19 protein-coding genes and 1 riboswitch are annotated in these 24,810 nt (G+C 69.2%); of the genes, 12 read left to right on the top strand and 7 right to left on the bottom strand.

Annotated elements, in window-relative coordinates:
• Positions 1 to 281: 281 nt before the first annotated feature.
• Positions 282 to 926: an ACT domain-containing protein gene (locus ACXC9Q_RS34285; protein ID WP_457060804.1), complete on the bottom strand. Its 645-nt coding sequence runs from the start codon at positions 924 to 926 to the stop codon at positions 282 to 284.
• Positions 927 to 1,159: 233 nt separating this feature from the next.
• Between ACXC9Q_RS34285 and gatC the strand changes: the two genes are divergently transcribed.
• Genes gatC through gatB form a run of 3 tightly spaced genes read left to right on the top strand, consistent with a single transcriptional unit; the run spans position 1,160 to position 4,454 of the window.
• Positions 1,160 to 1,456 carry an Asp-tRNA(Asn)/Glu-tRNA(Gln) amidotransferase subunit GatC gene (gene gatC, locus ACXC9Q_RS34290; protein ID WP_131355449.1) on the top strand — a complete coding sequence of 99 codons (297 nt, stop codon included), beginning with the start codon at positions 1,160 to 1,162 and terminating at the stop codon, positions 1,454 to 1,456.
• Positions 1,456 to 2,961, top strand: coding sequence for an Asp-tRNA(Asn)/Glu-tRNA(Gln) amidotransferase subunit GatA (gene gatA, locus ACXC9Q_RS34295; protein ID WP_457060805.1), 1,506 nt, complete (start codon positions 1,456 to 1,458; stop codon positions 2,959 to 2,961). The genes gatC and gatA overlap by 1 nt, the downstream gene beginning before the upstream one ends.
• Positions 2,958 to 4,454 (top strand): Asp-tRNA(Asn)/Glu-tRNA(Gln) amidotransferase subunit GatB, encoded by a 1,497-nt coding sequence (gatB, locus tag ACXC9Q_RS34300; protein ID WP_457060806.1) that lies wholly within the window; start codon positions 2,958 to 2,960, stop codon positions 4,452 to 4,454. Before gatA ends, gatB begins: the two co-directional genes overlap by 4 nt.
• A 47-nt stretch (positions 4,455 to 4,501) precedes the next feature.
• Here gatB and ACXC9Q_RS34305 read toward each other — a convergent pair whose 3' ends face one another.
• From ACXC9Q_RS34305 to ACXC9Q_RS34320, 4 genes are all read right to left on the bottom strand, one after another.
• The gene (locus ACXC9Q_RS34305; RefSeq protein ID WP_457060807.1) at positions 4,502 to 5,044 is read right to left on the bottom strand and encodes a general stress protein; all 543 of its coding nucleotides are present in this window, start codon (positions 5,042 to 5,044) and stop codon (positions 4,502 to 4,504) included.
• Between the two features lie 73 nt (positions 5,045 to 5,117).
• A complete protein-coding gene (locus ACXC9Q_RS34310) occupies positions 5,118 to 6,083 on the bottom strand; it encodes a PQQ-dependent sugar dehydrogenase (protein ID WP_457060808.1) in 966 nt (321 codons plus the stop codon).
• A 203-nt stretch (positions 6,084 to 6,286) separates the two neighbouring features.
• Positions 6,287 to 7,573 carry a class I SAM-dependent methyltransferase gene (locus tag ACXC9Q_RS34315; RefSeq protein WP_457060809.1) on the bottom strand — a complete coding sequence of 429 codons (1,287 nt, stop codon included), beginning with the start codon at positions 7,571 to 7,573 and terminating at the stop codon, positions 6,287 to 6,289.
• Positions 7,570 to 8,949 carry an FAD-binding oxidoreductase gene (locus tag ACXC9Q_RS34320; RefSeq protein ID WP_457060810.1) on the bottom strand — a complete coding sequence of 460 codons (1,380 nt, stop codon included), beginning with the start codon at positions 8,947 to 8,949 and terminating at the stop codon, positions 7,570 to 7,572. The genes ACXC9Q_RS34315 and ACXC9Q_RS34320 overlap by 4 nt, the downstream gene beginning before the upstream one ends.
• 77 nt (positions 8,950 to 9,026) lie before the next feature.
• On the opposite strand from ACXC9Q_RS34320, the gene ACXC9Q_RS34325 reads away from it, so the two are divergent.
• From ACXC9Q_RS34325 to ACXC9Q_RS34340, 4 genes are all read left to right on the top strand, one after another.
• A complete protein-coding gene (locus ACXC9Q_RS34325) occupies positions 9,027 to 9,959 on the top strand; it encodes a 2-hydroxyacid dehydrogenase (RefSeq protein ID WP_457060811.1) in 933 nt (310 codons plus the stop codon).
• Between the two features lie 15 nt (positions 9,960 to 9,974).
• Positions 9,975 to 11,060, top strand: coding sequence for a WD40/YVTN/BNR-like repeat-containing protein (locus tag ACXC9Q_RS34330; protein WP_457060812.1), 1,086 nt, complete (start codon positions 9,975 to 9,977; stop codon positions 11,058 to 11,060).
• Complete coding sequence (locus ACXC9Q_RS34335; protein WP_457060813.1) at positions 11,060 to 11,323, top strand: MoaD/ThiS family protein; 264 nt, start codon at positions 11,060 to 11,062, stop codon at positions 11,321 to 11,323. The genes ACXC9Q_RS34330 and ACXC9Q_RS34335 overlap by 1 nt, the downstream gene beginning before the upstream one ends.
• Before the next feature lie 172 nt (positions 11,324 to 11,495).
• Positions 11,496 to 13,754 carry an MMPL family transporter gene (locus ACXC9Q_RS34340; RefSeq protein ID WP_457060814.1) on the top strand — a complete coding sequence of 753 codons (2,259 nt, stop codon included), beginning with the start codon at positions 11,496 to 11,498 and terminating at the stop codon, positions 13,752 to 13,754.
• On the opposite strand, the gene ACXC9Q_RS34345 is transcribed toward ACXC9Q_RS34340, so the two are convergent.
• Together ACXC9Q_RS34345 and ACXC9Q_RS34350 are read right to left on the bottom strand one after the other, a co-directional pair.
• Positions 13,755 to 14,663, bottom strand: coding sequence for a 5-aminoimidazole-4-carboxamide ribonucleotide transformylase (locus tag ACXC9Q_RS34345; protein ID WP_457060815.1), 909 nt, complete (start codon positions 14,661 to 14,663; stop codon positions 13,755 to 13,757). It lies immediately after the preceding gene.
• Between the two features lie 21 nt (positions 14,664 to 14,684).
• Positions 14,685 to 14,765, bottom strand: a riboswitch (ZMP/ZTP riboswitch).
• 589 nt (positions 14,766 to 15,354) lie between these two features.
• Positions 15,355 to 15,762: a nuclear transport factor 2 family protein gene (locus tag ACXC9Q_RS34350; RefSeq protein WP_457060816.1), complete on the bottom strand. Its 408-nt coding sequence runs from the start codon at positions 15,760 to 15,762 to the stop codon at positions 15,355 to 15,357.
• A 132-nt stretch (positions 15,763 to 15,894) separates the two neighbouring features.
• Between ACXC9Q_RS34350 and ACXC9Q_RS34355 the strand changes: the two genes are divergently transcribed.
• The 5 genes from ACXC9Q_RS34355 to ilvC all read left to right on the top strand — a co-directional run bounded on the left by ACXC9Q_RS34355 (position 15,895) and on the right by ilvC (position 24,736).
• Positions 15,895 to 19,314 (top strand): S8 family peptidase, encoded by a 3,420-nt coding sequence (locus ACXC9Q_RS34355; protein ID WP_457060817.1) that lies wholly within the window; start codon positions 15,895 to 15,897, stop codon positions 19,312 to 19,314.
• A gap of 18 nt (positions 19,315 to 19,332) precedes the next feature.
• Positions 19,333 to 21,000: a dihydroxy-acid dehydratase gene (gene ilvD, locus ACXC9Q_RS34360; RefSeq protein ID WP_457060818.1), complete on the top strand. Its 1,668-nt coding sequence runs from the start codon at positions 19,333 to 19,335 to the stop codon at positions 20,998 to 21,000.
• Positions 21,001 to 21,281: 281 nt separating this feature from the next.
• Positions 21,282 to 23,030 (top strand): acetolactate synthase large subunit, encoded by a 1,749-nt coding sequence (locus tag ACXC9Q_RS34365; protein WP_457060819.1) that lies wholly within the window; start codon positions 21,282 to 21,284, stop codon positions 23,028 to 23,030.
• Complete coding sequence (gene ilvN / locus ACXC9Q_RS34370; protein WP_457060820.1) at positions 23,030 to 23,665, top strand: acetolactate synthase small subunit; 636 nt, start codon at positions 23,030 to 23,032, stop codon at positions 23,663 to 23,665. The genes ACXC9Q_RS34365 and ilvN overlap by 1 nt, the downstream gene beginning before the upstream one ends.
• Positions 23,666 to 23,716: 51 nt before the next feature.
• Positions 23,717 to 24,736 (top strand): ketol-acid reductoisomerase, encoded by a 1,020-nt coding sequence (gene ilvC, locus ACXC9Q_RS34375; protein ID WP_329484942.1) that lies wholly within the window; start codon positions 23,717 to 23,719, stop codon positions 24,734 to 24,736.
• The last annotated feature ends 74 nt before the right edge of the window (positions 24,737 to 24,810 follow it).

Here is a 24,810-nt window from a genome sequence, read left to right on the forward strand (position 1 = left end):
ACAACTTCCGCCCCATCACAACACCCTCCAACAATCAGGCGTTGCAACAATCCCCTGAATCTGCCCACCCGATCCGGGACGAGATCCTCCCGACCCCGGCGGCAACCGACAGAACACGGCGAGCTGCCCGGACGCGCGGGAGGCGAACGAACCACCCACGGATACGTCAAGGAGGCGGATATCCGCTGAAGATGGGTGCCAGACCGCGGCGAGCGCGAACAGCTGGCCCGACCAGGGGGTCGGGCGAGGGCTTCCGCTTCTACGGCGTACGGCGGACTGGGTTAGGCGGTGGCGCGGATGGTGACGGCGAGGGAGGCGAGGTAGGACAGGCGGGCGACCTCGGAGCCGAGGAACTCGGGGCCGCCGCGGCGGCCGATCACCAGGATCCGGCGCTCGGACTCCAGCGGCGCCGCCACCAGCACGGACTCCGAGAGACCCTTGTGATCCGGGGCTTCCAGCGTCGTTGCCTTCTGCATCGGCAGCCACTGGCCGGCCATCTCGCCGAACTCCGGCGTGGCGCTCGTCTCCAGCGCGACCTTCACCTCACTGCCGGTGCCGTCCAGCAACGCGGCCCAGTCGGCATGCAGCACGGCCGGAGACTGCTCGACCAGGATGTCGATCGCGTCCGCCGGAGCCGACGTCATCTGCTCGACGGCCTCGAGGTCCATGTGCAGTCCACCGCCGGCGCCGTACCGCGAGAACCAGATCACTTCGACGTCGGGGACGCTGTTGCACGCGGAGACCAGGCGGTCCGGCAGCACGCCGGGCGGCAGGTCGACCACGATGTCGTCGACGGCGCTGCCGTTCTCCCGCCGATGCTCGACGATCTCGATCGCGTGGATGTCGGCGTTCACCTCACCGAGCGCCGTCGCCACGGTGCCCAGCGAACCGGGCCGGTCCGGGATGATCAATCGCAGCAGGAACACCGAACGATCATCTCCCAGTCGATCACCATGCGCGTAACGCCCCGTCGCGGCCAATGTTACAGAGCGGAGCCCGAAGACACGCCCGGCCCTCTCCACAGACGATCGCGAAGCGTCGTCCGCAGCCCCTGGGGACAAGGAAACGCGACCGTCACAGCCGCCCACTAGGATGGCTCGGGTGTCACTCAGAACCTCTCTGTGACTCCATCAGCAACTTGCAAGCATTGGATCAGTTCATGCCATCGATTACCCGCGAAGAGGTCGCGCACCTGGCGCGACTGGCGCGGATCGAGCTCACCGATGACGAGCTCGACCACCTCGCGCCACAGCTCGACCAGATCATCACCCTGGTCGGGCAGGTCAGCCAGGTGGCCGCGGACGACATCCCGCCGACCTCCCATGCCCTGCCGCTGACCAACGTGATGCGCGCGGACGAGAACGTGCCGTGCCTCACCCCGGAGCAGGCGCTGTCCGGCGCGCCGGCCGCGGAGGAGCAGCGATTCCGGGTGCCGCGGATCCTGGAGGAGGACTGATGAGCGACCTGATCCGTAAGACCGCGGCCGAGCTCGCGGAACTGATGACGTCCGGCCAGGCCAGCTCGGTGGAGATCACCCAGGCGCACCTGGACCGGATCGCGGCGGTCGACGGCGACGTGCACGCGTTCCTGCATGTCGACACCGACGGCGCGCTGGCGCAGGCCGCCGCTGTCGACGCGAAGCGCGCGGCGGGCGAGCAGCTCTCCCCGCTGGCCGGTGTCCCGCTGGCGCTGAAGGACGTGCTGACCCAGGAGGGCGTGCCGACCACGGCCGGTTCGAAGATCCTCGAGGGCTGGAAGCCGCCGTACGACTCGACGGTCGTGAAGCGGCTGAAGGCGGCCGGCATCGTCATCCTCGGCAAGACCAACATGGACGAGTTCGCGATGGGCTCCTCGACGGAGAACTCGGCGTACGGCACCACCCACAACCCGTGGGACCTGGGCCGGATCCCCGGTGGTTCCGGCGGCGGTTCGTCGGCGGCCATCTCGGCGTACGAGGCGCCGCTCGCGATCGGCACGGACACCGGCGGCTCGATCCGGCAGCCCGGTGCGTTCACCGGCACGGTCGGCGTCAAGCCGACGTATGGCGGGACGTCACGCTACGGACTGATCGCGCTGGCTTCGAGCCTGGACACGCCCGGCCCGTGTGCGCGGACGACCCTGGACGCGGCGCTGCTGCACGAGGCGATCGCCGGGTACGACCCGATGGACTCGACCTCGATCAACCAGCCGGTCCCCGCTGTCGTCGCGGCGGCGCGCAACGGTGACGTGACCGGTCTGCGCATCGGCGTGGTCAAGGAGCTCGGCGGCGAGGGATACCAGCCGGGCGTCGAGGCGCGCTTCCACGAGGCGGTCGAGCTGCTCACCAAGCTCGGCGCCGAAGTGGTCGAGGTCTCGTGTCCGCACTTCCAGTACGCGTTGCCGGCGTACTACCTGATCCTGCCGAGCGAGGCCTCGTCCAACCTGGCCAAGTTCGACGCGATGCGGTACGGGCTGCGCGTCGGCGACGACGGCACGAACAGCGCGGAGACGGTGATGAGCCTGACCCGCGAGGCCGGCTTCGGCGCCGAGGTGAAGCGCCGGATCATGCTCGGCACCCACGCGCTGTCGAGCGGGTACTACGACGCCTACTACGGGCAGGCGCAGAAGGTGCGGACGCTGATCGCCCGCGACTTCGCCAACGCCTACGAGCAGGTCGACGTGCTGGTCTCACCCGCGACGCCGACGACGGCGTTCGCGATCGGGGACCGGATCGACGACCCGATCGCCATGTACAAGAACGACCTGTGCACGATCCCGTCCAACCTGGCCGGCAACGCGGCCGGCTCGTTCCCGTGCGGCCTGGCCGACGAGGACGGCATGCCGGTCGGCTTCCACGTGATGGCGCCGGTGATGCGTGACGACCTGTGCTACACCGTCGGCGCCGCGCTGGAGTCGGCGCTGGCCGATCAGTGGGGCGGCGTGCTGATGACCAAGGCTCCGGAACTGGAGGTGACCCGATGACCGCGACCGTCCTCGAGATCGACGACGCGCTGGCGCAGTACGACCCGGTGATGGGCCTCGAGGTCCACGTCGAGCTGAACACGAAGTCGAAGATGTTCTGCGGCTGCCCGACCGAGTTCGGTGCGCCGCCGAACACGCAGACCTGTCCGGTCTGCCTCGGCCTGCCGGGCGCACTGCCGGTAGTGAACAGGGTCGGCGTCGAGTCCGCGATCAAGATCGGCCTGGCGCTGAACTGCGAGATCGCCGAGTGGTGCCGGTTCGCCCGGAAGAACTATTTCTACCCGGACATGCCGAAGAACTTCCAGACCTCGCAGTACGACGAGCCGATCGCGTACAACGGCTGGACCGAGGTGGTGGTCGACGGCCAGACGTACCGGATCGAGATCGAGCGCGCCCACATGGAGGAGGACACCGGCAAGTCCACCCACGTCGGTGGCGCGACCGGCCGGATCCACGGCGCCTCGCACTCGCTGGTCGACTACAACCGGGCCGGCATCCCGCTGATCGAGATCGTCACCAAGACGATCGAGGTGCCGGGGGACAAGGCCGCCGCGGTGGCCCGCGCGTACGTGAGCATGCTGCGCGACCTGCTGCTCGCGTTGGGCGTCTCGGATGTCCGGATGGATCAGGGTTCGCTGCGGTGTGACGCCAACGTGTCGCTGAAGCCGCACGGCTCGACTGTTCTGGGCACGCGGACCGAGACCAAGAACGTGAACTCGTTCCGCTCGGTCGAGCGCGCGGTGACGTACGAGATCACCCGGCAGGCAGCGGTGCTGAACTCCGGCGGCAAGGTCCTTCAGGAGACCCGGCACTGGCACGAGGACACCGGCATCACCACGTCCGGCCGGGAGAAGTCCGACGCCGACGACTACCGGTACTTCCCGGAGCCCGACCTGGTCCCGATCGCGCCGTCGCGCGAGTGGGTCGAGGAGATCCGTTCTTCGTTGCCCGAGGCACCTTCTCTGCGCCGGGTCCGGCTGCAGGAGGCGTGGGGATTCACCGACCTGGAGATGCGCGACGTCATCAACGGGAACGCGCTCGAGCCGATCGTGGCGACGGTCGGGCTCGGCGTGACGCCGGCCGCCGCGAAGAAGTGGTGGCTGGGTGAGCTCGCTCGCGCGGCGAACGAGTCCGGCCAGGACCTGGACGCGCTCGGCGTCGGCCCGGCCGAGGTCGCCGAGGTGCAGAAGCTGGTCGACGACGGCTCGCTCAACGACAAGCTCGCCCGGCAGGTCTTCGACGGCCTGATCAAGGGCGAGGGCACGCCGGCCGAGATCATCGAGAAGCGTGGACTCGCCCTGGTCTCGGACGACTCGGCGCTGATCGAGGCCATCGAGCGGGCGATCGCGGCGAACCCGGATGTGGTCGAGAAGGTCAACTCCGGCAAGCCGGCCGCGGCCGGTGCACTCATCGGCGCGGTGATGAAGGACATGCGCGGCCAGGCCGACGCGGCCAAGGTCCGCGAACTCCTGAACGCGAAGCTGGGGATCTGACGTAGTCGCCGGACCCCGGGGCTCACCCTGGCGTCCGGCGACTCAGCTCAGGCCGCGTCCTTTTCCGTTCGCGGCTTCGGCTCGTGCGGCGGTGCGTCCGCGATCACCTCGCGCTCGACCCGGCCGTCGTCGATGTCGGCGGCGTCGGCCAGCAGGGTCTGAGCGACGGAGAGCTCCTCGGGCGGGCAGCGCACCTCGTAGCGGGTGGGCACGATCTCGATGGAAACAGCGTCGGGGCGGTTGCGGACGAGTCCCTTGAACAACCCCCACAGGCCGCCGATCAGAGCGCCGTACACGAAACCCCACACGACGACGGCCAGGCCGGTCAGCGTCGTCTGGGCCACGAGCGTGACGAAGATCGCGGCGAGTACGCCGAGCAGCGCACCTTGCAGGGCCCCGGCACCGGTGAGCCGGGCGACCGGGATGGCTCGCTGTCTCTCGGCCCGCCGGAGCCCGGCGCCGACCACCTCCAGGCTGGCCGCGTCCATCCCGTAACTTCGCAGGTATCCGACCGTCCGCTGAGCATCCTGGTAGCTGCTCACCGAAGCGATCACACTGCTGGGAACAACGGACACCTGGCCGGTCCGCATACCGATCTCCTCCTCCGAACGCTGGCTTTCCTCCACAAGTACCAGACGGCCAAAGGTTTGAAACGGTTGGCAGTCAGCGGCTGATCGTGATCCGGAGGATCCGGTCGTCGCCGCTCCGAGTGTCGCCGCGCCCGTCGGTGTTCGACGTGGTCAGCCACAGCGACCCGTCCGGAGCGACCTCCACGGTGCGCAACCGGCCGTACTGGTTGGTGAAGAACGCCTGCGGCTCGCCGATTCGCTTGCCGTTGGCAACAGGTATCGCCCAGAGGCGCTGCCCGCGCAGCGACGCCATGAAGATGTACCCCTGGGCAAACGCGATCCCGGACGGCGACGCGTCGGAGGTGTGCCACTGGGCGATCGGGTCGGTCATCCCGTCGAGCCCGCTGATCCCCTCGGCGGCCGGCCAGCCGTAGTTCGCGCCGGGCGTGATCGCGTTCAGTTCGTCCCAGGTGTTCTGGCCGAACTCGGCGGCGTACAACTGGGTGCCGTCGAACGCGAGCCCCTGCACGTTCCGGTGGCCCTTGGTGATCCACAGCCGACCGTCCGGGTTGCCCGGCGCCGCCTTGCCGTCGGTCGTGATCCGCAGGATCTTCCCGCCCAGCGATCCGTCGTCCTGCGAGTTCGGCCGATCCGAGCCGTCGCCGGTCCCGGCGTACAGGAATCCGTCCGGCCCGAACCGCAACCGCCCGCCGTTGTGGATGGCAGCGGAGGGGATCCCCTCCAGGATCACCTGCTGGTCGGACAGTTGGTTGTCCTGGTACGTGATCCGGGCGATCCGGTTGTCGTCCCCGCCGGAGTAGTACGCGTAGATGTACGGCTTCCCCGGATACCCCGGGTCCACCGCCAACCCCAGCAACCCACCCTCCGCCGACGCGTTCACGTCCTCCACCGTGCCGACGTCACTCACCTGCCCGCCGGCGATCCGCTTGATCTTCCCCGAGTCCCGCTCCGCCACCAACGCACTCTTGTCCGGCAGAAACGCCAGCCCCCACGGCACCTCGATCCCCGTCGCCACGGTCGAAGCCACAGTGAGCTTCACGGTCCCAGGCTGCACCGCCGTACTGGAGGTAGCCGGTGCAGAAGCACTACCAGAGCTACTCGGCATGGCCTCAGAGCAGCCAGCCACCAACGTCAGCGCAGTCAACACCACCGCAGCCCGCCCCCGCCGCCTGACAGTCGTCCCGACCACGCCGTCTCCTCTGCTAGTCCTGCCTACTAATACACCGCAGGTCCCGCAACGGTTCAGCTGAGCCAGGTGGGGCGGAGGGGGAAGTGGGCGTTGGCGTCGTCGTCTAGTTTTACTGCGAGGACTTGGTGGAGTTGGGTGTTGTTGCGTTCGAAGCCGACGCGGCAGGCGGCCAGGTAGAGGCCCCAGATCTTGGCGGTGGGGTGGCCGACCTCGGCGACGGCCTCGTCCCAGTGGGCGACCAGGTTGTCGGACCAGGCGGCCAGGGTGAGGGCGTAGTGCTCGCGGAGGTTCTCCTCGTGGCGGACCTCGAAGCCGGCGTCCTGGGCCTCGGCGATGATCCGGCCGGAGCCGATCAGCTCGCCGTCGGGGAAGATGTAGCGGTCGATGAACGCGCCGGTGGACCGGAAGCGGTTGTCCGGGCGGGTGATGCTGTGGTTCAGCAGCCGGCCGCCGGGCTTCAGCCGGTCGAGCAGGAACCCGAAGTACGACGGGTAGTTGCGCACGCCGATGTGTTCGGTCAGGCCGATCGAGCTGATCGCGTCGAAGTCGCGCTCGGCGACGTCCCGGTAGTCCAGGAAGCGGACCTCGGCCAGGTGCTCGAGTCCTTCCCGTTTGATCGCCTCGTTGGCCCACTCGGCCTGGGCGGACGACAGCGTGACGCCGAGGGCACGAACGCCGTACTCGCGGGCCGCGTGCCGGACCATGCCGCCCCAGCCGCACCCGACGTCGAGGAGTCGTTGCCCGGCCTGAAGGTCGAGCTTCCGCGCGACCAGGTCGTACTTCTCGTACTGCGCCTCCTCCAGCGAAGCCTCCGCGGTCGGATAGACGGCACATGTGTAGGTCATCGACGGGCCGAGGATCCACTCGTAGAACGCGTTCGACACGTCGTAGTGGTGGTGGATCGCCGCCTTGTCCCGGGCCTTCGAATGCCGCAGCCCCTCGAAGGTACGACGCCACTTCGGCAAGTGCTCCTGCGGTGGGGGAGGCGGTGGCTTCAGGTGACTCCAGCCGAGTCCGCGGACGATCCGCAGCGCCTCCGCCGTCGTCGGACGCTCGAAGTGCACCTGGTTGAGCATCATCCGCATCAGGTCGTACGGGTTGCCCTCGTGGATGCCGGTGATCTCCAGATCGCCCATCACGTACGCGCGGACCAGGCCGAGGTCCCCGGGTGCCGTGAGTACGTAGGACAGGCCGCGCTCGGAGGCCAGATGCATGTGGATCGGCGAGTCCTCCGGGCCGGTCGCGCTCCCGTCGTACGCCGTGAACCGGAACGGCAGGCCGGCCGGAGTCACCGTGGTCAGTGCGTCAGCGATCGAAACCTGGGTCGCGAGCGTCGTCATCGGCGCGTCACCGCCTTCTCGTAGAGCCCGGTGAGCCGGGCATTCGGGTCGTAGCGTTGCTTCACCTCGGTCAAGGCCGGGACGTTGTAGAGCCGGTCGAAGGTGTCTCGGTCGTAGTACGCGTCGGAGTACAGCGATTTGTGCCCGCCGAACTCGGCCACCGCGGCCTCGATCCGCCGGTTCACATCACCGTCCGAGGCGCCGGGGGCGATCGCCACGGTGCCCCAGAAGCCGACGTTCACGTAGGTCTCGCCGGGCTTGAGCGGGTACAGCGGCCAGTCCGCCGACCCGCGCAGCCGGAGCGGGCACAGCCAGACCGGCCGCATCCCGACCTCGGCGTCGAACCAGCGCAGGAACCCGGCCAGCCGGTCGACCGGGATCTCCACATCCTGGACGACGCGTTCGCGATCCGGCCGCCCGCGCCGGCGGTCGAGGCGTGCTGCGACTTGATGCCGGTTCTCGAAGCCGACGATCTTGTGGAACACGTCGCTCCGCCGCCAGCGTCGCGGCCACAGGCGCCGTACCACCGGATGCTGTGCGCCGAACGCGGCCGAGCACCAGAACCAGTCGGTGTCCCAGCGCCACAGATAGTCGTGCGCGGTGAGGAAGTCCGCCGGCCGCTGCTGGATCGAGCGGTAGTAGATCTGCTGGCCCGTGTAGTCGCTGGTCCGCACGGCGGCGTCGCTGTTCCGCCCGAGGGTCAGGTACGCCTCCGACGGGCTGAACGCGACCCCGTCGACGAACTGCACCGGCTCCCCGTCGTACGTGCTTGAGGCAACGATCTCGTCGATCGCCGGGGCCAGCTCGTCGAGGCCGAGGCGGACGTGCCGGAGGGCGACGTACGGCGAGATCCGGTCGAGCTCGATCGTCAGCCGGGTGGCGTAGCCGAGGGTGCCGTAGGAGTTCGGGAACATCCGGAACAGGTCCGCGTGCTCACCCTCGGGGCGCGCGGTGACCAGGTCGCCGGCGCCGGTGAGGATGTCGAGTTCCAGCACGGACTCGTGCGGCAGTCCGGCCCGGAACGACGACGACTCGATGCCGAGCCCGGTCACCGCGCCGCCGAGCGTGATCGTCTTCAGTTGCGGCACGACCATCGGGGTCAGCCCGTGCGGGAGCGTGGCCGCGACCAGGTCCTCGTAGGTGCACATGCCCTGGACGTCCGCGGTCCGCGCGGCCGGGTCGACGCTGATCACGCCGGTGAGCTTCGACACGTCCAGGCCGGGGCGCTCGACGTCCGTCCGTGGGCGGAACAGGTTCGAACTGCGCTTCGCCAGCCGGACTGGCTCGCCCGGAGAGATCCGCTGATACGACTCCCGCAATCGCCCTACGGCCTGATCATGCTCGAGCGTCGCCGCCAGATCCGATGTCGAAGGCACCGATCCAGAGTACGACGACGTCCGGTGTCTGGCACGGGTGTTCAAAAGTGTCCTTCCACCCGAGTAGGTTCGTGGGCATGGCTGATGTGGTGAAGGCATGGCTGCCCTGGGAGGACCCGGACACCTTCCTCGGCGGGCTGCCCGCGGGGTTCGACGTCGACTTCTACGACGGCGGGGAGCGGCCGGAGTCGCTCGCCGAGGTCGAGGTCTACGTGCCGGGATACATGGGTGGCTCCCGGGTGATCGACATCGTCAGCGAGATGCCGAGCCTGAAGGTCGTGCAGCTGCAGACCGCCGGCTTCGAGCACGTGCTGCCGCACCTGGCCGAGGGCGTGACCCTGTGCAACGCGCGGGGGGTCCACGACGCGTCCACCGCGGAGCTCGCGGTCGCCCTGATCCTCGCGTCGTACCGGCGCCTGCCGCGGGCCGTCCGCGACCAGGAGCAGCAGGTCTGGCCCCGCTCGTACGACGAGGTCGACGACTCACTCGCGGATCGCACGGTGCTGATCCTGGGTTACGGGTCGATCGGGGAGGCGCTGGAGCGGCGGCTGAGCGGGTTCGAATGTGAGGTGATCCGGGTCGCGCGGAGGGCTCGGGACGGCGTACATCCGATCACCGAGCTGCCGGAGTTGCTGCCGCAGGCGGATGTCGTCGTTCTGCTGACGCCGGCGACTGCGGAGACGCGCGGGATGGTGGACGCGAAGTTCCTGGCGAGCTTGAAGGACGGCGCCCTGTTGGTGAACGTTGCTCGCGGTGTCGTCGTCGACACGGACGCATTGCTGGCCGAGCTCGCCACGCGACGGATCAGCGCCGCGCTGGACGTGACCGACCCCGAGCCACTGCCCGCCGGTCATCCGCTCTGGTCGGCTCCGAACGTGCTGATCAATCCGCACCGGGGCGGTGCCTCGACGGCGTTCGCGCCGCGGGTGGCGCGCCTGGTGCGCGCACAGCTGGAGCGCTACGTCTCCGGCGAACCGCTGATCAATGTGGTGGCAGGTCCATCACGCTGAACGAGGAGGACGACGATGTCCGAGGCCGTACTGCTGATCGGGACCAAGAAGGGGCTCTGGATCGGCCGGAGCGATGCCGCCCGCCAGAACTGGACTCTGGACGGGCCGCACTTCGAGATGCAGGGCGTGTACGCCGTGGGCATCGACACCCGGGGTGAGCGGCCGCGGATGTTCGCCGGCGGGACCAGCGAGCATTGGGGACCGGCCATCTTCCACTCCGACGACCTCGGTGCGACCTGGGCCGAGCCGCCGGAGGGATCGATCGGATTCCCGGCCGACGCCGACGCCTCACTCGAGCGGGTCTGGCAGATCCAGCCCGGACCGGCCGGTCAGCCGGGGGTCGTGTACGCCGGGAGCCAGCCGTCGGCGCTGTGGAAGTCGACCGACGGGGGAGTGACGTTCGAGCTGGTCCGCGGGCTGTGGGACCATCCGCACCGCAAGGAGTGGGGCGCCGGCTTCGGCGGTCAGGCGGTGCACACGGTGCTGCCGCATCCGACCGATCCCGAGCAGGTCAGCGTCGCGATGTCGACCGGCGGGGTCTATCGGACCGCCGACGGCGGCGCGTCGTGGGAGCCGGCGAACCACGGGATCCAGGCGAAGTTCTTCCCCGACCCCTACCCGGAGTTCGGTCAGTGTGTGCACAAGCTGGCCGCGCATCCCGCCGTACCGGAGCGGATGTTCGCGCAGAACCATCACGGCGTCTACCGGTCCGACGACGGTGGGGCGATCTGGAAGTCGATCGCGGACGGGCTGCCGTCGGACTTCGGGTTCCCGATCGCGGTGCATCCGCACGAGCCGGCGACGGTGTACGTCTTCCCGCTGATCGCGGACGCCAACCGGATCCCGACCGAGGCCAAGTGCCGTGTCTACCGCTCCCGCGATGCCGGAGCGACCTGGGAGCCGCTGACCACGGGCCTGCCCGATGTGTCTTATGTCCCGGTCCTGCGTGACGCGCTCACCACCGACACCGCCGACCCGGCCGGTGTGTACGTCGGCACCCGCGACGGCTGCGTCTACGCCAGCGCCGACGCCGGTGACACCTGGGTCGAGGTTGCACGTCACCTGCCGGATGTGCTCACCGTGCGCGCCGCGGTGATCTGATGATCTCCGTCCGCCTGCCGACCGTCCTCCGGCCGTTTGCGGGCGGAGCTGAGTGCGTCGAGGTCGACGGCTCCACCGTCGCCGAGGCCTTCGCCGCCCTCGACCCGGTGCTGCGACGGAGGTTGACCGACGAGCAGGGCGCCGTCCGCCGGCACGTCAACATCTACCTCCACAACGACAACATCCGCGACCTGGACGGGCTGGGGACGAAGCTGAGCGACGGAGATGAGTTGCTGATCCTGCCCAGCGTCGCGGGCGGTTGACACCGCGCCAAAGGAAAAGACTGCAGTCCGGGTGACGGGCAGCGATCGGTTGGTGGCGTAGGGGTGTGCCCCGGGAACGAGGGGTTGTGACGGGCGTCGGGCCCGGCTTACTGTCGGCGGAGGGGTCGACGGCGGGGCCGTCGCCTGGGGGGCGCCTGGGGGAGGGGGCCCTGTGCACGCGTTTCTGGATCGTCTCGGCCGGGGGGCCGCACGGTTCCACTGGTTCGTGATCGCAGGCTGGCTGGTGCTGGTCGTCGGATTGTTCGTGCTGCGGTCCGCGTTCGGCGGCACGTACGTGAACAACTACACGGTCCCGGGCAGCGAGTCGTCGGCCGGACTGAACATCCTGAACAAGGACTTCGCCACCGCAGGCGGCTACTCCGGTTCGATCGTCTTCCACGCGAAGACCGGCACGGTGTCCGAGCAGGCCGAAGCGGTGAAGACGTCGATGGCCGCCGTCGCCAAGCTGCCTGACGTGGTCTCGGCCGTCGATCCGCTGGCGACGTCACAGACGGCGTACATCTCCAAGGACGGCAGCATCGTCAACGCTCCGGTCTCCTTCTCGGTGGTGCCGGCGTCGCTCGACAGCAGCTACCTCGACAAACTGGATGCCGCCGTCCAGCCGGCCAGGGCCGCCGGGCTTCAGGTCGAGTACGGCGGAGGCGCCGGCCAGATCGGGAAACAGGCGGACGACACCCTGTCAGAGGCCATCGGCCTCGCGCTGGCACTGTTGTTGCTGTTCCTGATGTTCCGGTCCATCGTCGCGGCCGGACTGCCGCTGATCGCCGCGATCTTCAGCGTCGGCGGCGGGCTGGCCATCCTCGGTCTGCTCGCGGCGGTGAAGGAGTTCCCGGTCTCGGCGCCGACGGTCGCCACACTGCTCGGGCTCGGCGTCGCGATCGACTACGGGCTCTTCATGGTGTCGCGCCATCGCGAGCAGCTCGAGGACGGGATAGGAGTCGAGGAATCGGCCGGCCGCACTGAGTCGACATCCGGTGCGGCCATCCTGGTCGCCGGCGGGACGGTCGTCATCGCGATCCTCGGCCTCTACGTCTCCGGCGTACCGTTCGTCGGCGCGCTCGGTCTGTCCTCGGCCATCGTCGTCGCGGTCACCGTACTGGCGGCGCTGACCCTCATCCCCGCGATGCTCGGCCTGGCGAAGTTCCTCGTCCTCAACCGCAAGGACCGGCACCATCTGGTGGAGGAGCGGGAGCTCGAGGCCGGGCTCCCGGACGAGCGAGCCGTGGCGGAGCACCGGGCGGAGGAGCGCGAGCAGCGCGACCTCAAGCACGAGCAGAGCGCGTTCGCCCGCTGGGGACGCAAGGTGAGCGATCGGCCGTGGCCGTACGGCATCGCCGCCACCCTCGTGCTGCTCGTCCTGGCCATCCCACTGTTCTCGATGAATCTGGGCCAGCTCGACGCCGGCACCGATCCGGCGGCGGACTCGAGCCGGAAGGCGTACGACCTGGTCGCCCAAGGGTTCGGCCCGGGGGCCAACGGTCCGCTGACGGTCGTCGTACAGCTCCCGTCCGAGAGCTCGACCGACAAGCAGACCCTGCTGACCGGCCTCACGTCCACGCTGCAGAAGACCGCCGGGGTCGCCGCCGTCCAACCGGCGACCATGAACAGCGCCGGTACGACGGCGATCATCACCGTCATCCCGACCACGTCACCGTCGTCGGCGGAGACCGAGGATCTGGTCAACCGGATCCGCGACGACGTACTCGCGGGGCAGCAGGAGCCGACCTTCGTCGTCGGCACCACCGCCGGGTACGTCGACTTCACCGAGAAGGTGGCCGGGCGGATGCTGTGGCTGATCGGCGCCGTGGTGCTGCTCGCGTTCCTGCTGCTCACCGTGGCCTTCCGCTCGCTGCTGATCGGGGTCAAGGCCGCGATCCTCAACCTGTTGTCGGTCGGCGCCGCGTACGGCGTGATCGTCGCGGTCTTCCAGTGGGGCTGGGGATCCTCCCTGGTCGGGATCGACGAGAAGGTGCCGATCCCGTCGTTCGTGCCGATGCTGATGTTCGCGATCGTGTTCGGTTTGTCGATGGACTACGAGGTGTTCCTGCTGTCCCGGGTGCACGAGGCCTGGATCGCGACGAACGACAGCCATCGCGCCGTGGCGATCGGGATCGGCGCGACAGCGCGGGTGATCACGACCGCGGCGGCGATCATGATCGTGGTCTTCCTGAGCTTCGTCCTCGACGACGACCCGACGGTGAAGATGCTGGCGGTCGGCATGGCCGTCGCCGTCCTGATCGACGCCAGCATCGTCCGGATGGTCCTGGTCCCGTCCGTCATGACGCTGCTGGGCGACCGGGCCTGGTGGCTGCCGGGCTGGCTCGACCGCATCATTCCCGACATCCAGCTGGAAGGCGGTCCGCAGCCGGCCCCGGCCGAGCGCGAGCCACCCAAGGTCGACGTCGCCTGATCAGTGCCGGAACAGCCGGACGCCGGTCGGCGACCAGGTGATGCCGTGCGCTGCGCACGCCTTCGCGACCTCGTCGGACCGGATGGACCCGCCCGGCTCGGCGATATGCGCGACGCCGTACCGGTGCGCTTCCTCGACGTTGTCGACGAAGGGGAGCGCACCGTCGGACACCATCGACACATCCGCGAGCGCGTCAGTCGAACGGCGCGCCCACCACGCGGCAGCCTTCTCGCCGGCGAGCCGACTGCAGTCCACCCGCGATTGCTGCCCGGCGCCCACGCCGATCGTCATACCGTCCTTGACCATCGCGACCGTGTTCGACTGCGTGTAGCGCACCACGATCAGCCCCAGCAGGAGATCCCGGGCCGCCGCATCCGACACCGCGGGATCCAGCAGCTCACGAGTCAGCGGTACGTCGTCCCGCCGCTGAGTCAACCGCAGTCCGTAGAACTCGCGAACCTCTTCCGCCGGCGGCTCGAACGCCGGGTCCGCCTCCAGCACCAGGAAGCTCCCGCGCTTCTTCGCAGCCAACGTCCCGACCACGCCATCGTCGTACCCGGGCGCGATGATCCCGTCCGACACGACACGCTTGAGCACGCCGGCGAGCTCCGCGTCGACTGGATGCGAGACGGCAACGAAGTCGCCGTACGACGACTTGGGATCGGCATCGCGGGCACGCAGGTAGGCGCCGGCCACGCTGCCACCCAGCGCCGCCCCAGCGGGCGACACGTGCTTGTACGACGCAGCCGCCGGTACGCCGAAGGCACCGGACGCCTCGCGGACGAGCTGCCACCCGGTCAGGGCATCCAGGACGTTGATGTACGACGGAAAGCCCGAGACGACTGTGAACGGGGAGCCGTCGAGAGCCGTCATCGTGGCGGGCTGGTGGGGATTCATGCCGTAGCGCATCAGGAGCCTCCGAACGAGAGCCGGAGGCGCCCAGGCGGACGACGCCTTGTCCACAACCCGCTCCCCGGTGGTACTCCACCCTCGCCAGTCGCGGTCTACCAACACCTTAGCCCGGATCCATAGACCGGTCCGGCGCTCGTCCCGCAATCCCGCCCACCGCCTCCGACCTACTCGAGGGGATATCCGGCTGACGCATCGGTGGGTGGTTCGTTCGCGTCCTTCGGGTCCAGGCGGTCGGCCGTGTTGTGTCGGTTGCCGCCGGGGGTGGGAGGATGTCGTCCCGGATTGGGTGGGAGATCCTCCCCAGCCTGGCCTGGCCGGCCCGTGGGTCTCGGCGTGGGCGGACGTGGGGCACTCACTAACCCGGTCCGTCAGCCGCCGAGGGCTCGCGGCCGAGCGGGACATCGCCGGCATCGCGCTGCTTGGTGAGTGGCGCAGGTCCGGTCAGCGCCGCGGCATCACCAGACCCGTCCCCGCCGCGGGGAGGGCTGTGGGCGGACTTCCAGGCCATCACAATCGCCGAGACGCTGGGCCTCTCCGTGGGAGACCTTCGTCGTCGCCTCGTTGTGATGGCCTGGCGATCCGGTCGACGGCACGGGCAACACCCACGGAACCGACCGGAGCGCCGGATATCCCATGACAGGGCTGCCATCGCGGGATGCCGGACCGGTCAGCATCCACGGATCCAGACTTAGGCGCGCCAGACTCCGGTCCAGTCATAGAGCGCAGCGGTGGTCGCGTACTCGCGGAGGTACGCAATGCGGCCTTGGTCGAGTCGCGCGATCGTGCCGCCGTCGAAGGCGCCGGGTTCGCCTTTCCACGTGCACTCGAAGCGCCACTCGACGATCAGCGTGTCGCCGGCCGCTGCCGATGACGTGATCTCCCAGGCGTCGACGGTGCCGCCGGCACCGAACCAGGCGTTCATCCACTGCTCGACCCGCGCCTTGCCCCGATAGACCGGCCCATACGACTCGATCACCACGCAGTCGTCGGTCAACGTGTCCAGAACGGCCGCGATGTCGTGCCGCCGCCACCCGTCGACGTACGCCTCGAGTCGGGTGCGACCGCTGTCGGTCGGCGGGTGACTGATTCCGGTCATGTCGGCCTCCTGTCACGGCAGTCTCGTGACCGCGCCGGGTGGGATCGGATACCAAAGGTCTCGACGCACCGGATCGGTGCCTATGGCAAGACGTCCGCACCTGACCGGTGCCTACAGCAAGGATGGTGCCCGGTGGGGCTTCCACGATCTTTACCGATACCGGCGCTGCTGGCCAGCGGCGCCCTGGCGCTGTCCGGGCTGACTGCTCCAGTCACTGCTACCGCAGCGCCGACAGCCGGCACGCCGGTCGTCCAGCCGGCCCCCGTACTCAGGAGTCCCGCCACAGTCACGTTGCTGACCGGCGAACACGTCACGCTGCGGCCCGGCCCGGACGGGAAGCCGCAGGTCGACGTCCGGTCCCGCGACGGTGCGCCCGCGGTCGGGTACGCCGTACGCAACGACCACGGCCGGATCAGCGTGATCCCGCACGACGTCGCGAGCCTGGTTCCCGGCGTACTCGACCCTGCCCTGTTCGACGTCACCGGCCTCGTCGAGATGGGGTACGACGACGCGCACCGCGCGGACCTGCCCGTGATCGTGCGGGAGAGTTCCGGCGCGCGGACGATGGCAAACGCCGGATTCACCCCGAGCCGCACGCTGGCCAGCATCGGTGCCACTGCGGGCCGGATCGAGAAGTCCCGGGCGACGGCCTTCGGTTCGGCCCTGACGGCCGCCCGGTCCGCCCTGCCGGCCAAGATCTGGCTGGACACTGCACTGCATGGTGACCGTGCGCCTGAGTCGGCGCCCGGGACCGGCGCGCCGACGAGCAAGACGCCGCCGAGTAGCGGTTCCAAGGCCGCAGCGGCACCGCTGGACGGATACCTGGAGCAGGTGCAGGCGCCGACCGCGTGGCGCCGCGGCCTCGACGGTCACGGCGTGAAGGTCGCAATTCTCGACTCCGGCATCGACACCGGCCACCCGGCACTCGAGGGCAAGGTGACGGCCACCGAGGACTTCACCGGCGAAGGCCCGCAGGACGACTTCGGTCGCGGCACCCAGATCGCGTCGCTGGTGGCCGGCAACGGCGCCGGGTCCGACGGCGCCCGGAAGGGCATCGCACCCGGAGCCGAACTGATTTCCGGCAAGATCCTGAACGCGGCCGGCGAGGGCACCGTGTCCGAGCTGATCGCGGCGATGGAGTGGGCCGTCGGGCAGCACGCCGACCTGGTCAACGTCAGCCTCGGTGCACGTGCGCCGTACCAGGGTGACGACCTGCTGGCCGATGCGGTCGACCGGCTGACGGCGCAAAGCGGTGCGCTGTTCGTGGTCGCGGCCGGCGACGACGGGGACCTTCTCTACGCCACGCCGTTCTCGGTCGAGACGCCTGGTACGGCTGCCTCCGCGTTGACAGTGGGTGCGCTCGATCCTGCCGGCAACCGGGCCCGGTTCACGAGCATGGGCCCGACGTACTCCTGGCGGCAGAAGCCGGAGATCGCCGCGCCCGGCACCGGCATCCTCGGCGCCCGGGCCGGTGCCCGCGACGGCGATCTGTACGCCATGGGCCTCGGTACGTCCCGGTCCACGCCGCTGGTGACCGGCTCGGCCGCGCTGCTGCTCCAGCAGCACCCGGAGCTGACCTGGCAGCAACTGAAGGCACGGTTGAGCAGCAGTGCTGCCGACAGCACCGGCATCTTCACGGGGTGGTACGGCAGTGGCAGGGTGAACCTGGACGTCGCGACGTCCCCGACCGGCCTGGTGCCGAACGTCGGCGTGATCGACTACGCGGCGATCCGCCACCCCGACGACTCGCCGCAGAAGCGCACTCTGACGCTGACGAATCCCAGTGCCGAGCCGGTCACGCTCACCTTCGCCGACAAGGAAGTGACCCTCTGGAACAAGGCGGCTCCGGAGTCGGCGGTCGTCGTAACGCCTGCCACCCTGATCGTGCCTGCCGGAGGGACCGCCGACGCCACGGTGACCTTCGACCCGGCCGGCCTGAGCGACATCGTCGGGCCGTGGACCGCGCTCTCGGACAACATCTGGGAGGGTGCGCTCGACGTCGTCGACAGCACCGGGAAACGACAGCTGCGGCTGGCCCTGAACGCCTACGACGAGCCGCCGATGTACGACGCCTCGGTCCGCGTACTCGACCGCAACGGCAAGCCGGTCTCCGGTGGCTACGTCAACGTCTTCAACAGCACCGACGGTCACTACGACCAGATCCTCCTGGACGACCAGGGTCGCGGAACCCGCCGGATCACGCCAGGGGTGCACATGGCGTACGGCTTCGTGCCGACGGGGGACACGATGACGTTCGCCATCGAGTCGAACGTCACCGTGGCCGGCAACACGTCGTTCACACTGGACGCCCGTCAGGCGGTCCAGGTGAAGGCTCCCGTGGTGGAGGGCCAACCGACTGCGGTCGTCGAGGGCACGATCGGCTTCACGCGCGGCAAGGACGCGCAGAGCTGGCAGGCCGACGACCTGCCGGTGACGGCGGAGGATCTCGCTGCCGGCCGGTTGTACGTGACGCCCACGGCCGCTCCCAAGGGCGGCTTCGCCGAGGCGGTGACCCGGTGGCAGCTGAAGTCGACCAGGAAGACCCACCACGACACCCCGGACCTGTACCAGGTCTACCAGAGCGCGAACCGTTTCAGCGCGCCGCTGGTCAAGCCGGTCGACCGGAAGGCCGTGCGCGACATGGCCTCGGTCGAGACCAGTTTCGGCACCGCGTGGGGTGGTGGCGAACGTCGCGTCGTCCGGGGCGTCCAGAGCAGGTACAGCGGGATGTACTGGACGAGCGAACGAACCGTGACGGCCCCCTCGCGCGAGGTCGAGCTGCTGTCCGCCGGTCCGGACATCGCGTGGTGGCAGTGCGAGAAGGCACCCGCCAGCGGCGATGCCGGACTGTGTGACGACCCGGTCCGGACGTACCAGCGCGGTGAGAAGGTCCGCTCAGCTCTCGGTACCGCGGTGCATCCACAGATCCGCAGCCACAGCATGTGGAACAGCACGTTCACCCTGCAGGTCGGCATGGGGGACGCCAACCACGTCGGCATTGTGGACGGTTCCATCGTCGGTGGGCAGCGGCTGGCGCTGTACCGCAACGGCGAGTTGATCGGTGATGTTCCGGATGTTGGCTACGTCTTCGGCGTGCCCGCAGGGCCGGCCCGCTGGCGGGTGGAGCACAGCTGGAGGACCAAGGCGGTCCCGACGTCCGGGGAGGCGAAGACCGCCTGGGAATTCGCCGCCACCGCACCTGCCGGGAGGGACGAGAATCCGGTGGAGCCGCCGATGATCCGTCCGGCCTACGACCCCTACGTAGCTCTCGACGGCAGCACACCGGCCGGGCGGCCGATGCAGTTCGATCTGGACCTCAGCTACCCGGACGGCGCCGGCGTGCCGGTGAAGTCCGCGAAGCTGTGGGTGTCCTCCGACCGCGGCAAGCACTGGACTCAGGCGCCGCTGGCGCGGATCGGGGACGCTTACAAGACCGTTGTCGCGCCGTCGATACTGCTGCCGGGCAAGACGCTGTCGGTCCGGACCTTGGTGACGGACCGGGCCGGCAACTCCGTGGACCAGACTGTGCTGGACCTGGTGCCCGTGCGCTGAGCCCATAGAGTGAGCTGCATGGTCGATGTGAAACCACGCAGCCGCACAGTGACCGACGGCCTGGAAGCAACCGCCTCCCGCGGGATGCTCCGGGCCGTCGGCATGGGTGACGACGATTGGGCCAAGCCGCAGATCGGGGTCGCCTCGAGCTGGAACGAGATCACCCCATGCAACCTCTCCCTCGACCGGCTCGCGCAGGCGGTCAAGGAGGGCGTGCACGCGGCCGGCGGCTATCCGCTCGAGTTCGGCACCATCAGCGTGTCCGACGGCATCTCGATGGGCCACGTCGGCATGCACTACTCACTCGTCAGCCGCGAGATCATCGCCGACTCCGTCGAGACCGTCATGGAGGCCGAGCGGCTGGACGGCTCGGTCCTGCTGGCCGGCTGCGACAAGTCGCTGCCCGGCATGCTGATGGCCGCGGCCCGGCTCGACCTGGCCGCGGTCTTCCTGTACGCCGGTTCGATCATGCCTGGCAGGCTCGGCGACAAGGACGTCACGATCATCGACGCGTTCGAGGCGGTCGGCGCGTGCCTGCGCGGCCTGATCACCCAGGACGAGGTCGACGCGGTCGAGCGGGCGATCTGCCCCGGTGAAGGCGCCTGCGGTGGCATGTACACCGCCAACACGATGGCCGCGTCGGCCGAGGCCCTCGGCATGTCGCTGCCCGGTTCGGCCGCGCCGCCGGCCGTCGATCGCCGCCGGGACGGCTACGCCCGCAAGTCCGGCGAGGCGGTCGTTGGCCTGCTGCAGAAGGGGATCACCGCCCGCCAGATCCTCACCAAGCAAGCCTTCGAGAACGCCATCGCCGTCGTGATGGCGCTCGGCGGCTCGACGAACGCCGTACTCCATCTGCTCGCGATCGCCCGCGAGGCCGACGTCGATCTGACCCTGGCCGACTTCAACCGGATCGGCGACCGCGTCCCGCATCTCGGCGACCTCAAGCCGTTCGGTCGCTACGTGATGACCGACGTCGATCGCGTCGGCGGCATCCCGGTGGTGATGCGCGCGCTGCTCGACGCCGGCCTCCTGCACGGCGACTGCCTCACGGTCACCGGCAAGACCATGGCCGAGAACCTCGCCGACATCGCGCCGCCCGACGTCGACGGCACGATCATCCGCGCGCTCGACAAGCCGATCCACGGCACCGGCGGCATCACGATCCTGCACGGCTCACTCGCGCCCGAGGGTGCGGTGGTGAAGAGCGCCGGCTTCGACTCCGACGTCTTCGAAGGGACGGCGCGAGTCTTCGACGGTGAACGAGCTGCCATGGACGCAGTCGCCGAGCTGAACCCCGGCGACGTCGTCGTGATCCGGTACGAGGGCCCGAAAGGCGGCCCCGGTATGCGCGAGATGCTCGCCGTCACCGGCGCGATCAAGGGCGCCGGCCTCGGCAAGGACGTCCTGCTCCTCACCGACGGCCGCTTCTCCGGCGGTACGACGGGACTCTGCGTCGGGCACGTGGCCCCGGAAGCGGCCGACGGTGGCCCGATCGCGTTCGTCCAGGACGGCGACCGGATCACCCTCGACGTGAAGAACCGCACCCTCGACCTCCACGTCACCCCCGAGAACATCGAACTCCGCAGGCAGGGCTGGACCCCGAAGACCCCGGCCATCACCAAGGGCGTGCTCGGCAAGTACACCCGCCTGGTCGGCTCGGCCTCCCAAGGAGCCGTCTGTATCTAAGACGGTCATCTCAATAAATGAGACACATGAGCGCCGAACTTGACCCGATCGCGGTGTGTCGGCGAGTGTTGCCTACATGCGATCGATTCTCCTCGTACTTGTGCGGCGCGCCGACTGACGCGACCACAGAGTCGAGCGCGCCCCCTTCAGCCCACCCGGCGGAGGGGGTTTTTTGTTGCCGATGCGACTATCTGCGACCCAGATGAGCAGAGACGACAACCAAGAGCGAGGATGGATCGGTCGCGACAAGCCAATCGTGACAGGACTTAGGGAAGGCACTCATGAGTGAGCAGCTGACCGGGGCACAGGCTCTGATCCGCGCACTGGAACATGCCGGAGTGGACACCGTCTTCGGCATCCCGGGTGGCGCGATCCTCCCGGCGTACGACCCGATGCTCGACTCGACCCAGATCCGCCACATCCTGGTACGTCACGAGCAGGGCGCCGGCCATGCCGCGCAGGGGTACGCCGCCGCGTCCGGCAAGACCGGTGTGTGCATGGCGACCTCAGGTCCCGGGGCGACCAACCTGGTCACGCCGATCGCCGACGCGTACATGGACTCGGTCCCGCTGGTCGCCATCACCGGTCAGGTGGCCAGCGCCGCGATCGGCACGGACGCCTTCCAGGAGGCCGACATCCGCGGCATCACGATGCCGATCACCAAGCACAACTTCCTGGTCAACGACCCGAACGACATCGCCACCACGGTCGCCGAGGCGTTCTACATCGCCTCCACCGGCCGGCCCGGCCCGGTGCTGGTCGACGTGACCAAGGACGCGATGCAGGCGCGGGTCGACTTCCAGTGGCCGACCGAGCTGTCGCTGCCCGGCTACCGGCCGGTGACCCGCCCGCACCCCAAGCAGGTGCGCGAGGCGGCCCGCCTGATCGCCGCGGCCGAGAAGCCGGTCCTGTACGTCGGCGGCGGCGTGATCCGGGCCCAGGCCGACGCCGAGCTGAAGGAGCTCGCGGAGCTGCTCGGCATTCCCGTGGTGACCACGCTGATGGCCCGCGGCGCGCTGCCCGACACCCACGAGCTGCACTTCGGCATGCCCGGGATGCACGGCTCGGTGTCCGCGGTCGGCGCGCTCCAGCGGTCCGACCTGCTCATCTGCCTGGGCGCCCGCTTCGACGACCGGGTGACCGGCCGGCTCGACTCGTTCGCGCCCGAGGCGAAGGTCATCCACGCCGACATCGACCCGGCCGAGATCGGTAAGAACCGCGCCGCCGACGTGCCGATCGTGGGTGACTGCAAGGAGGTCATCACCGACCTGCTCGCCGCGCTCCGCACCGAGATCGCGAACTCCGGCCGCACCCCGTCGTACGACGCCTGGCGCCACCAGCTGGAGTCGGTCCGCGCCAAGTACCCGGTCGCGTACGACGAACCCGACGACGGCAGCCTGTCCCCGCAGTACGTGATCGAGCGGATCGGCAAGATCGCCGGCCCGGACGCTATCTACACCGCGGGCGTCGGCCAGCACCAGATGTGGGCCGCGCACTACCTCCCGTTCGAGAAGCCGCGGCACTGGCTGAACTCCGGCGGCCTCGGCACCATGGGGTACGCCGTTCCGGCCGCGATGGGCGCGAAGGTCGCCCGGCCGGACAAGACCGTGTGGGCGATCGACGGCGACGGCTGCTTCCAGATGACCAACCAGGAGCTGGTCACCTGCGCGCTCGAGGGCATCCCGATCAAGGTTGCCGTGATCAACAACCAGTCGCTGGGCATGGTCCGGCAGTGGCAGACGCTGTTCTACGACAAGCGGTACTCCAACACCGACCTGCACTCGGCCCAGATCCCGGACTTCGCCAAGCTGGCCGAGGCGATGGGCGGCGTCGGGCTGCGTTGCTCCGACAAGGACTCGGTCGACGCGACCATCGACAAGGCGATGTCGGTGACGGACCAGCCGGTCGTGGTCGACTTCGTCGTGCACCGTGACGCAATGGTCTGGCCGATGGTCGCGGCCGGCACCAGCAACGACGACATCCAGATCGCCCGCGACATGGCGCCCAAGTGGGACACCGAGGAACTGTGATGAGCAAGCACACGCTGTCGATCCTGGTCGAGAACAAGCACGGTGTGCTGGCCCGTGTCGCGGCGCTGATCTCGCGCCGGGGGTTCAACATCGACTCCCTCGCCGTCGGTCCGACCGAGCACCCCGAGGTGTCCCGGATGACCATCGCGGTCAGCGTGGACGAGCAGCCGCTGGAGCAGATCACCAAGCAGCTGAACAAGCTGGTGAACGTGATCAAGATCGTCGAACTCGAGCCCAGCCAGACGGTTCAGCGCGAACTGCTGCTGGTGAAGGTCAAGGCGGACACCCTGAGCAGGGGACAGGTGCTGGAGACCGTCCAGTTGTTCCGTGCGAAGGTGGTGGACGTGGCTCCGGACGCGATCACGATCGAGGCGACCGGCAATCCCGAGAAACTCGAGGCCATGCTCCGGGTGCTGGAACCCTTCGGCGTCCGCGAGCTGGTGCAGTCCGGCATGGTGGCGATCGGCCGGGGCAGTCGCTCCATCTCCGACCGCACGCTGCGGCCGGTCCAGGTGCCGCCGCCGCACGTCGCCTCCGGCACCCCGAACGTGCAGGCGCAACCCGTCGACCGGGCGCACCACCCAGTGCCGGCGCCCCCGCCGGGGCGGCCCGTGGCCCCGGCGCGTCAGGCCTGAACGCCGTACCCCATTCACTACAGAGGAGAAGAGCCCGAAGTGGCAGCTGAAATGTTCTACGACGACAACGCCGACCTGTCGGTGATCCAGGGCCGCCACGTGGCCGTGCTCGGCTACGGCTCCCAGGGCCACGCCCACGCGCTGTCGCTGCGCGACTCCGGCGTCGACGTCCGGGTCGGCCTGCCCGAGGGCTCGAAGAGCCGGGCCAAGGCCGAGGCGCAGGGCCTGCGGGTGCTCACCCCGGCCGAGGCGGTCGAGGAGGCCGACGTCATCGTCGTACTCGCGCCGGACCCGGCCCAGCGCAAGCTCTACGCGGAGGCCATCGAGCCGAACCTGGTCGACGGCGACGCGCTCGTCTTCGGTCACGGCTTCAACATCCGGTTCGGCTACATCAAGCCGCCGGCCGGCGTGGACGTGTTCATGGTCGCCCCGAAGGGCCCGGGCCACCTGGTCCGCCGCGAGTACACCGAGGGTCGCGGCGTACCGGTGCTGGTAGCGGTCGAGCAGGACGCCACCGGCAAGGCGTGGGATCTCGCGCTCTCGTACGCCAAGGGCATCGGCGGCCTGCGGGCCGGCGGGATCAAGACCACCTTCACCGAGGAGACCGAGACCGACCTGTTCGGTGAGCAGGCCGTCCTCTGCGGTGGCGTGTCGGCGCTGATCCAGTCCGGCTTCGAGGTGCTCACCGAGGCCGGCTACCAGCCCGAGGTCGCGTACTTCGAGTGCCTGCACGAGCTGAAGCTGATCGTCGACCTGATCTACGAAGGCGGCATCGCCAAGCAGCGCTGGTCGGTCTCCGACACCGCCGAGTACGGCGACTACGTGTCCGGCCCGCGGATCATCGACGCGTCGGTGAAGCAGCGGATGAAGGAGGTCCTCGGTGACATCACCGACGGCACCTTCGCGGCCCGCTTCATCGCCGACCAGGACGCCGGTGCGCCGGAGTTCGCCGAGTTCCGCAAGAAGAGCCAGGAGCACCCGATCGAGGCCGTGGGTAAGGATCTGCGCGGCCTGATGGCGTGGGTCAAGTCGCACGACGACGACTACGTCGAGGGCAGCGCCGCGCGCTGACCCGAATCAGCACAGGTCCGGGGCACCCAGGTGGGTGGCCCGGGCCTGTTCTTTTGGCACAATCGAAGACGGTT

The sequence above is a fragment of the Kribbella sp. CWNU-51 genome, assembly GCF_054073265.1.

Bases quoted from the DNA above. Each gene is read 5' to 3' on its own strand.
- gatA (WP_457060805.1), top strand. From the start codon at position 1,456: ATGAGCGACCTGATCCGTAAGACCGCGGCCGAGCTCGCGGAACTGATG.
- ACXC9Q_RS34305 (WP_457060807.1), bottom strand. From the start codon at position 5,044: ATGCGGACCGGCCAGGTGTCCGTTGTTCCCAGCAGTGTGATCGCTTCG.
- ACXC9Q_RS34345 (WP_457060815.1), bottom strand. From the start codon at position 14,663: ATGCGCTACGGCATGAATCCCCACCAGCCCGCCACGATGACGGCTCTC.
- ACXC9Q_RS34315 (WP_457060809.1), bottom strand. From the start codon at position 7,573: ATGACGACGCTCGCGACCCAGGTTTCGATCGCTGACGCACTGACCACG.
- gatB (WP_457060806.1), top strand. From the start codon at position 2,958: ATGACCGCGACCGTCCTCGAGATCGACGACGCGCTGGCGCAGTACGAC.
- ilvD (WP_457060818.1), top strand. From the start codon at position 19,333: ATGGTCGATGTGAAACCACGCAGCCGCACAGTGACCGACGGCCTGGAA.
- gatC (WP_131355449.1), top strand. From the start codon at position 1,160: ATGCCATCGATTACCCGCGAAGAGGTCGCGCACCTGGCGCGACTGGCG.
- ACXC9Q_RS34350 (WP_457060816.1), bottom strand. From the start codon at position 15,762: ATGACCGGAATCAGTCACCCGCCGACCGACAGCGGTCGCACCCGACTC.
- ACXC9Q_RS34335 (WP_457060813.1), top strand. From the start codon at position 11,060: ATGATCTCCGTCCGCCTGCCGACCGTCCTCCGGCCGTTTGCGGGCGGA.
- ACXC9Q_RS34330 (WP_457060812.1), top strand. From the start codon at position 9,975: ATGTCCGAGGCCGTACTGCTGATCGGGACCAAGAAGGGGCTCTGGATC.
- ACXC9Q_RS34325 (WP_457060811.1), top strand. From the start codon at position 9,027: ATGGCTGATGTGGTGAAGGCATGGCTGCCCTGGGAGGACCCGGACACC.
- ilvN (WP_457060820.1), top strand. From the start codon at position 23,030: ATGAGCAAGCACACGCTGTCGATCCTGGTCGAGAACAAGCACGGTGTG.
- ACXC9Q_RS34365 (WP_457060819.1), top strand. From the start codon at position 21,282: ATGAGTGAGCAGCTGACCGGGGCACAGGCTCTGATCCGCGCACTGGAA.
- ilvC (WP_329484942.1), top strand. From the start codon at position 23,717: ATGTTCTACGACGACAACGCCGACCTGTCGGTGATCCAGGGCCGCCAC.